Below are 7,454 nucleotides of genomic sequence, written 5' to 3'. Positions count from 1 at the left end.
TTAATTGATTGGGCATAGTGTTTCTCCTTAGTACACAACTTTCGGAGCTATAAAACTACACTTTAAAATTAATAATTAAAAAGTAAGAATTAATCATTGGAAGATACCGGTTTTTAATTTTTAGTTCTTACCTATTCTTGACTTTTCTTTAATTTTAAGCTAAAATAGAGCCATGAGTAACCTTTTTACCGATAGTACCAGTGGCTTACAATATAAAGTCGTTATAGGTATGGAAAGCCACGTGCAGGTGCTAAGCCAAAGTAAGGCTTTTTGCGGCTGTGCCAATAGTTATGGCGGTATTCCCAATAGCCGCACTTGTCCCAGCTGCTTGGCCTTGCCGGGTGCGCTGCCGCGCGTTAATAAACGCCTTTTTGAGGCGGCTATTATGCTTGGGCAAGCTTTTGGCTGTACCATTAACAAACAAACCGGCTTTGCCCGTAAAAGTTATAGCTACCCCGATTTGACCAAAGGTTACCAAATTACGCAAACTGCACCTATTTGCACCGGCGGTGCCATCGAGATAGAACTTGACGGCGGGGTTAAGCATATTCATTTAGTTGGTCTGCATATGGAAGAAGATGTGGGTAAAACCCTCAAGCTGGAAGATAGCGGCGAAATTTATCTCGATTACAACCGCTGCGGAGCCCCGCTGCTAGAGGTGGTTAGCCAGCCCGAAATTAGCAACGCCAATGAGGCGGTAGCTTATGCAATGGCGCTGCGTGAGCTGGTGCGGTACACCGGCATAGGCAACGGCGATATGGAAGAAGGCAGTCTGCGCTTAGATGCTAACATTAATTTGCATATCCATAAAGATGGGCAGGTTTACAAAACTCCCATCGCCGAAGTTAAAAATATGAATAGCTTTAAAGCTATTAAACAAGCTATTAATTACGAAATAAGCCGTCAGCTTAAAGAGTGGCAAGAAACCGGCATCACTATGAGCCACCCTAATGGTATTAAAACTACCCGCCGTTACGATGACAGCAGTGAAAGCACCATTTTTATGCGTAAAAAAGGAATATTAGACGATTACCGTTTTTGTCCCGAGCCCGATTTAAAAACTACCACCCTTAACGCAGAATGGCTAAAGCAGCTGCAAGCTAAGGTGGGCGAGCTGCCTTTAGCTAAAAGAAGACGGCTTAAGGCCAGCTATGGGTTATCAGATTTTGATGTAGAAACCTTAACTGCCGAGCGCGAGTTGGTAAATTATTATGAAGAGGCCCTTAACGCTTGTGCAAACCCTAAAAGATTAGCCAACTGGCTGCTCACCGAGCTGTTAGGAAAATTAAAAACAGCAGGTTTAACTATTACCTCGCCGCAAAGTATCCCGCCGTCGGGGTTAGCCGCTTTAGTTAATTTAATAGAGGAAGGTAAAGTTAATGGTAAACAGGCTAAAGAGTTATTTGAAGTGATGTTTAGCACCGGCAAAGAGCCCATCATCTTAATAAAAGAGCTTAACTTTACTAACGTAAACGATGAAACTGTAATTAAAAGCTTTATTGCCGAAGTACTGGCCGAAAATCCGCAGGCTATCAGCGACTATGCCGCCGGTAAAAGCAATGCCCTTAAGTTTTTAATGGGTATGGTAATGAAAAAGAGTAAGGGGCAGGCTAACCCCGAAGAGGCCAGCAGGTTATTAGAGGCCGAACTTAGGCGAGAATAAGTTTGGATAAATAAAAAAATTAAATTTTAATTTACAATGAAAATAATTAAGGAAAATATTTTATGACAACTGTAGCTATAGCGAATAATTTAAATTGGCAAGAAGAAATAATAGCAGCAGCAAAAGCAAAGGGGAATACGAAAAAAATATTTGTTTTTTCAGAGGAAGAACTTTCTGGCTTTAAGGAAACCATCTATTTAATGAGTAACCCTGAGCTTTGGGCTAAGATTGAAAAAGGTTTTAATACACCTTTAGAGGAATGTCTTCTAATAGATGAGTTATAAAATAGTCTATACAAAAGATGCCGTTAAAGATTATGAATTTATTAAACAAAGCCAACCTGTTATGCTTAAAAATTTGAAAGATATAATCCAAATATTAAGGACTGACCCTTACCAAATAAAACACAGGTTTGAAAAATTACACGGACATAAGAACCGGTTTTCTCGTAGGCTTAATAATAAACATAGGATTGTTTATGAAGTTTATAAAGATGAAAATATAGTTAAAATTGTTGCTATGTGGGGGCATTATGATGACAATTAAAAGGAGCTTTAAATGACCAAAAACGAATTCCCCTTTGTGGTGGGTTATGTCGGTGATATTGCCATTATTGATAAAAAATTTAAAAATAAATTTAAAGGCAAAACGGTAGCCCAATTAGTAGAGGCGGGGCAATATAAGGCGGCTTATTGTTTAGCGTTATTTACCGGCGATAAAGATAAAGAGTTAATCGCTAACAGTTACAATAATTTAAGCGGTTCGCGTTATAATGTGGCCGACCTTGAGCGTTTGTTTGGTGTGTTTACCATCGCCGAAGCCGCTAAGATAAAAGTTTTATAATTTAAGGAAATAACTGTGTCTTACCAAAGTAAAATCAACTACCCCGAGATTAACCAAAACAAATTTAAAACCTTTTTATTGCTGCTCTTATTACCGGCCAGCCTTATGCTGATGCTGGGGCTGGTTTTTTATGTTACCGGCGCTCAAGATATGCTGCAAATAATAGCCGGTTATGTTATCCCCATTGGTATTGGCGCTTTAATATGGATGCTGATTAGTATGGCTTTTGGCAGCAGCATTGCTTTAAATAGTGCCCGTGCCCAACAAATAAGCGAAAAAAGTAACCCCGAAATATACAATTTAGTGCGCGGAGTGGCTACTAAAGCCGGCTTGCCGGTGCCTAAAATTTATATTATAAACGATAATAATTTAAATGCCTTTGCTACCGGCAGTAACCCGCATACGGCGAGTATTGCTTTAACCAAAGGAATTATCCAGCGGCTTAACCGCGAGGAGCTGGAAGGTGTTATTGCTCACGAGCTTAGCCACATTGGTAACCGCGACACCCTCATTATGGTAGTGGTGGCCATTGGGATTAGCGTTTTTACGATGGTTGGCCAAATGATAATGTTTAACCGCATGTTAAGCGGCCGGCGCAGCAATAATAGCGGCGGCAATGTGGTGATGTTAATTGGTGTGGTGTTTTTAATTTTTGGTTACTTGGTGGCGCCTATTATCCAGCTGGCTATCTCGCGGCGGCGCGAATATATGGCCGATGCCAGCGCAGCCCGCATTACCGGTAACCCAATGGCTTTGGCCAATGCTTTAGCTAAGATAGCCCCCAACAGTAAAGTTGCCGTTTTAGGCGAGCAGGATAGCTTAAACGCTATGTGTATAGCTAACCCCAGCAGCAAGCAACCATCGCTTTATTTAAGTTTAAGCGGCTTGTACGCCACTCACCCGCCCATCGAAAAGCGAATCGAGGCTCTTAAAAAGTTAGCTAACCCTAATCTCGACCCACGCATACGCTAATATAAAAGCTTTTATATTAGCGAGGACTATTAAATGGAAGAGTATATTTATATTGTACAAGCTTCGCTTGAGTCATCTCGCTGTAAGATAGGCAAAACTAATGATCTTGAACGAAGACTTAAAGAATACAACAGCATGACTGGTAAAAGTAAAAGTAATATTTATGGGTATTTATTTACTTGTAAAGTTAAAGACGCAACTTTGCTAGAGAATGCTATTAAAGAAGAGTTTTTTACTTTACGTGAAGCTAAGAATAAGGAAATATATTTTTGGACTGAGCATTGGTTTGGTAAATATATAAATTTTATTAAAACGCACAGATTGTTTATAGAAGAAATTTTTATTAAAACTGAAATTCAGCCGGAGGTACAAACTAAAATAATTAAAAGAGTAACTCCCTCTTTAGATGAACGTGGAACAACTAGAATAAATGAATTACATAGAGCAAAACGTATAAAAGATGATGAATTTTACACTCAATATGAAGATATTGAAAAAGAGCTTATTATGTATCCTGTGGAAACATGGTACGATAAAGTAGTATATTGCAACTGTGATGATGCGGTGGGCGATAATGAAAAGAGTACTTCGCCATTTGCTCTATATTTTTTACAAAACTTTAAAAAACTTAATATTAAAAAACTTATTTGTACTCATTTTGCCGGTAAAATTGACTTGTTTAATGCAGGGAGTAAAGCATACATTTTTACCAAAGAGGGTTTTAGTGAAAATCTATTTGAAGGAGATTATAACTACCCAGAACGTTATGACGGGAGCTTTGACCATAAATTATCTTTAAAAATACTTAACGAAGAAGCTGATATTATTTGTACTAACCCACCGTTTTCGCGGGCAATAGATTACTGGAAAATTATTATTGAGAGCGGTAAAAAATTTTTAATTATTTCCAATATTGTTAATCCTATAAGTACGTGGTGTATTCCTTATTTTAAAAATAAGAAAGTCTGGGCTGGGTATAATAGAGTGGATTGGTTTTTAAATCCTAAAAGAGAGAAAGTAGAGGCTGGCGGCCATTGGTACACAAATTTAACTATAGAAAATAGAGCAAAATATGAGCTATTAAGAATAATGCCTCTTAAAGAAATACCCAATGAGTATAAGAAATATGATGATACAGGGTTACTTTTAGTTGGTAAGGGTTATATTCCTAATGATTATAAAGGAGTTTTTGCTGTTTCTGCACGTCCTATACTCAATGGGTTATTAGAAAAAGGATATAAAATTGCAAATGATAAACAATATGACCCCTCTATAAATGGTAAAACCGGTTTTAAAAGAGTTTTAATTGAGAAAATTAGTTAATTTAAATTTATAGGTAAAATAACTTAATTAAGTTTGGAGAAAATATGTATACGGAAGAATTTGCCGCTTTAGCAGATGCGGCAAAAAAGAAATGGTTGCTTTTGGCAAGCAACCCTAGCGGTTATTTTATTGCCTCGATGCTGGCCGGCATCTTTGTGGGGTTTGGTGTAATATTGGCCTATACGCTTGGCGGCCAAACGGCCATTGCCCCTTATTCTAAATTGATTATGGGGATAGCCTTTGCTGTGGCCCTAAGCCTTGTCATGATGGACGGGGCCGAACTATTTACCGGTTCTAACTTAGTTTGTTTTGCCGGTGTGATGAAAAAGACGATTAATATTGGCCAGTTGGCTAAAATTTGGCTGGTTTGTTATATTGGTAACTGGCTTGGCTCTATCATTTTAGCCATTATATTTATTTTAACCGGGCTTTCCGTAGGTACCGTTGGCGAATTTATTGCCGCAACGGCGGCCAATAAGATGTCGGCAGCGCCGATGGCTTTACTTTTTAGAGCAATTCTTTGTAATGTATTGGTTTGTCTTGCCGTATGGAGCAGTTACCGTTTAAAGAGCGAAAGCGCCAAACTTATTATGATTTTTTGGTGTATCTTTGCCTTTTTTTCATCGGGTTTTGAGCATAGTATTGCTAATATGACGCTTTTTACGATAGCGCTACTTGCCCCTTTTGAGGCCGCCGTAAGTTTTAGCGGTTATCTTTACAATTTATCTATTGTTACCTTAGGAAATATTATTGGTAGTGTGTGTATTGTGGGCTTGCCATATTATTTAATTTCTCGGCAAAAAAGAAGCGCATAACTATTTTGTTGCTTGGCCTTTAGCCCTAAAATACCTCGCTAAAGGCGGGGTATTTTATTAAACTTTATATTTTTTCATTGGTCTCCTCCTATTTTAATCCTGCTTGTTCTAAGATATTATTTAATCCAAATCAAGCTCCATCATCACATTAAATCTTCGGTTTAGCTCTGCACTATCTCCTGCTCGGCCGCTGCCGGCCGGGCTAGCTACCCGCCGGTAATGCGGTAAAGTAGCTCTGCGCCAGCGGCCGTTATTGGGACTGGTTATCCCTATTAAATTATCTGCTAAGATAGTTATTTCAATAAAATTATCACTATCAACTACAGAATTTCCCAGATAAAAATCTGCCATAAAAATATAGCCATTATCAATATTTTTTACAGCATTTATTTTGTAGCCACTCACCTCAAAGAGAAGCTGTATGGCTATAAAACCTCTGCCTATATCGATGATATAAGCCGGTGCCGCCGCCCGAGTAAATTGCCTATGCCACTCTATCGTTGTATCATAAAAAGTTACCTCTCCGGCCGGCATAAAATAATCCACTAAAACTTGTTCGCTATTAATATCTATCCATACACCGGTTAAAGTTGCATTAAGCTGGGCTAATTGCTCGGGAAGTACATCGTTTAAGGCAACAAACCCTTCCGATAGTTGCTCTTGCTCGTTATTAATAATGTGTTCTATCACTCCGCTTTCGATTAAAGCTTCAAGTTCATTTTCTATAAAGCTCATATGGTCAATTAATTGCTGACTAGCCTCTTCATTAATTCCGCAAGCAAATAACCATAAACTTACCAGCAATAATATCTTTTTCATGTTATTACCCTACCGCTATGCGGCATTTCCAAATTTTCCCCGGCAAAGGGAAATTATTTTATTCATTCACCGGGATATAACCAATCCTGCGTAAAATCTCTTGGCCCGTTGGGCTCAAGATAAACTGTATCAACCTATTAGCCTCTGTGTTATCCCGTCCCGCTACCGTTACGACGTAATATTGCGTAGTTAGCGGATACAAACCGCTGCTAATATTTTCATCGGTTGGGGCTATATCGTTAATACTTAAAAACTTTATATCGTTCCGCCCGGCCATATTACGCACATAAAAACCATAACTGTAGCCGATACTCGCCAAACCGCCATCAAAAGGAAAAGCGTGCTGCAAAAGGCTACCCATAAAACCTTGCACTAAAGCCGATGGCGCAGCCATCATTGGTGTGCCAAGCATAACCATATTGTTCATAGCCGTTTGGCTGCCGCTGCCTTCGTTGCGCTGAAAGGCCACAATAGGCTCATCACGGCCGCCTACTTGAGCCCAGTTAGTAATTTGCCCGCTGTAAATAGCGCACAGTTGCTCTAAAGTAAGATTGTTTACAGGGTTATCGGTATGCACCATAAAGATAAAGCCATCGTTAATGATAGGTGTTAAGATGAGCTCGGTATTTTGTTGTTGAGCCAGCCGCCTGCTGGCTTCATCGGGCTGTACCGCAAAGATAAGGGGCGGAGGGTTTATTCCGGTACCTCGCTGGCCGCTAATTAAAAGCTGGTAAGCGCTAGCCGTACCGTTATGGAAAAAACCTCTCCTTATGGCACTTTCTCCCATCGTTCTGGGCTGGCCTAATGGCCAAAAAATTATGCCTCCATCCCAATCGGTATCAAAAAGAGCGGGACTAGCGGCCATTAACTCGTCATCTAAAATACCTCTAAAAAACCTGATTAAATTAACCGATAACGGGTAAGTAGCCGTACTGCCATTTATATTCATTAAAAAATTTAAATCAAACATTAAATTATTTTCCGGCAAATTATGTAAATTGGGTGTAGGAATGTCCTCA

General features: G+C 39.3%; 9 protein-coding genes. 7 read left to right on the top strand and 2 right to left on the bottom strand.

The genetic code is table 11. The features are described from left to right. Window positions 1-172 precede the first annotated feature (172 nt). The 7 genes from gatB to FWE37_08555 all read left to right on the top strand — a co-directional run bounded on the left by gatB (window position 173) and on the right by FWE37_08555 (window position 5,616). Window positions 173-1,663 carry an Asp-tRNA(Asn)/Glu-tRNA(Gln) amidotransferase subunit GatB gene (gene gatB / locus FWE37_08585; protein MCL2521035.1) on the top strand — a complete coding sequence of 497 codons (1,491 nt, stop codon included), beginning with the start codon at window positions 173-175 and terminating at the stop codon, window positions 1,661-1,663. Window positions 1,664-1,725: 62 nt separating this feature from the next. Further along, the gene (locus FWE37_08580; GenBank protein ID MCL2521034.1) at window positions 1,726-1,947 is read left to right on the top strand and encodes a hypothetical protein; all 222 of its coding nucleotides are present in this window, start codon (window positions 1,726-1,728) and stop codon (window positions 1,945-1,947) included. Next, on the top strand, window positions 1,937-2,209 hold the full coding sequence (locus FWE37_08575) for a Txe/YoeB family addiction module toxin (protein MCL2521033.1): 273 nt from the start codon (window positions 1,937-1,939) through the stop codon (window positions 2,207-2,209). The genes FWE37_08580 and FWE37_08575 overlap by 11 nt, the downstream gene beginning before the upstream one ends. A gap of 12 nt (window positions 2,210-2,221) precedes the next feature. Continuing rightward, the gene (locus tag FWE37_08570) at window positions 2,222-2,506 is read left to right on the top strand and encodes a hypothetical protein (GenBank protein ID MCL2521032.1); all 285 of its coding nucleotides are present in this window, start codon (window positions 2,222-2,224) and stop codon (window positions 2,504-2,506) included. A gap of 15 nt (window positions 2,507-2,521) precedes the next feature. Continuing rightward, on the top strand, window positions 2,522-3,478 hold the full coding sequence (locus tag FWE37_08565) for a M48 family metallopeptidase (GenBank protein ID MCL2521031.1): 957 nt from the start codon (window positions 2,522-2,524) through the stop codon (window positions 3,476-3,478). A gap of 33 nt (window positions 3,479-3,511) precedes the next feature. Next, complete coding sequence (locus FWE37_08560; GenBank protein ID MCL2521030.1) at window positions 3,512-4,801, top strand: GIY-YIG nuclease family protein; 1,290 nt, start codon at window positions 3,512-3,514, stop codon at window positions 4,799-4,801. Window positions 4,802-4,845: 44 nt separating this feature from the next. After that, window positions 4,846-5,616, top strand: a complete 771-nt coding sequence (locus tag FWE37_08555; GenBank protein MCL2521029.1) for a formate/nitrite transporter family protein — start codon at window positions 4,846-4,848, stop codon at window positions 5,614-5,616. A 120-nt stretch (window positions 5,617-5,736) separates the two neighbouring features. Here the strand turns inward: FWE37_08555 and FWE37_08550 are convergent, their stop codons facing one another. Together FWE37_08550 and FWE37_08545 are read right to left on the bottom strand one after the other, a co-directional pair. Continuing rightward, complete coding sequence (locus FWE37_08550) at window positions 5,737-6,435, bottom strand: hypothetical protein (GenBank protein ID MCL2521028.1); 699 nt, start codon at window positions 6,433-6,435, stop codon at window positions 5,737-5,739. A 58-nt stretch (window positions 6,436-6,493) separates the two neighbouring features. Beyond that, a partial coding sequence (locus tag FWE37_08545; protein MCL2521027.1) for a substrate-binding domain-containing protein occupies window positions 6,494-7,454 on the bottom strand: 961 nt, incomplete at its 5' end.

The organism is Spirochaetaceae bacterium (assembly GCA_009784515.1).
Classification (GTDB): Bacteria; Spirochaetota; Spirochaetia; order WRBN01; family WRBN01; genus WRBN01.
This window is presented reverse-complemented; position numbering and strand designations above follow the sequence as displayed.